This is a genomic window from Enterobacter cloacae complex sp. 6730903, from assembly GCF_048283985.1.
Lineage (GTDB): Bacteria > Pseudomonadota > Gammaproteobacteria > Enterobacterales > Enterobacteriaceae > Enterobacter > Enterobacter hormaechei_C.
Genome location: NZ_JBLVXX010000195.1, coordinates 1 through 306, shown reverse-complemented (window position 1 = coordinate 306; position 306 = coordinate 1). Strand labels below are relative to the sequence as shown.

Below are 306 nucleotides of genomic sequence, written 5' to 3'. Positions count from 1 at the left end.
CTATAGATGAATGCTTTATTCATCTCACCCCTTACCTCCAATCTATCGATATCTCTGACTACTGCAACAAAGTGAGAAACACTCTCCTAAAATGGTTAGGCTTACCTTGTTGCATTGGAATTGGATATTCAAAGACACAAGCAAAACTTGCCAATCACTATGCTAAGAAAATTAAAAGTTTTAAAGGAGTATGTAATTTCATCACCTTAGATCCATTAATTATGGAAGACCTCATGCAACAGACATCAGTCAAAGAGGTATGGGGAATCGGCTATCAATTAGTCAAACAGCTACAAAGTTATGAGG

Annotated in this window: 1 pseudogene; it reads left to right on the top strand. The window is 36.6% G+C overall.

Annotation, left to right across the window (positions count from 1 at the left end):
* Positions 1 to 306, top strand: a pseudogene (locus tag ACNQ0W_RS25535) (Y-family DNA polymerase); the annotation flags it as partial.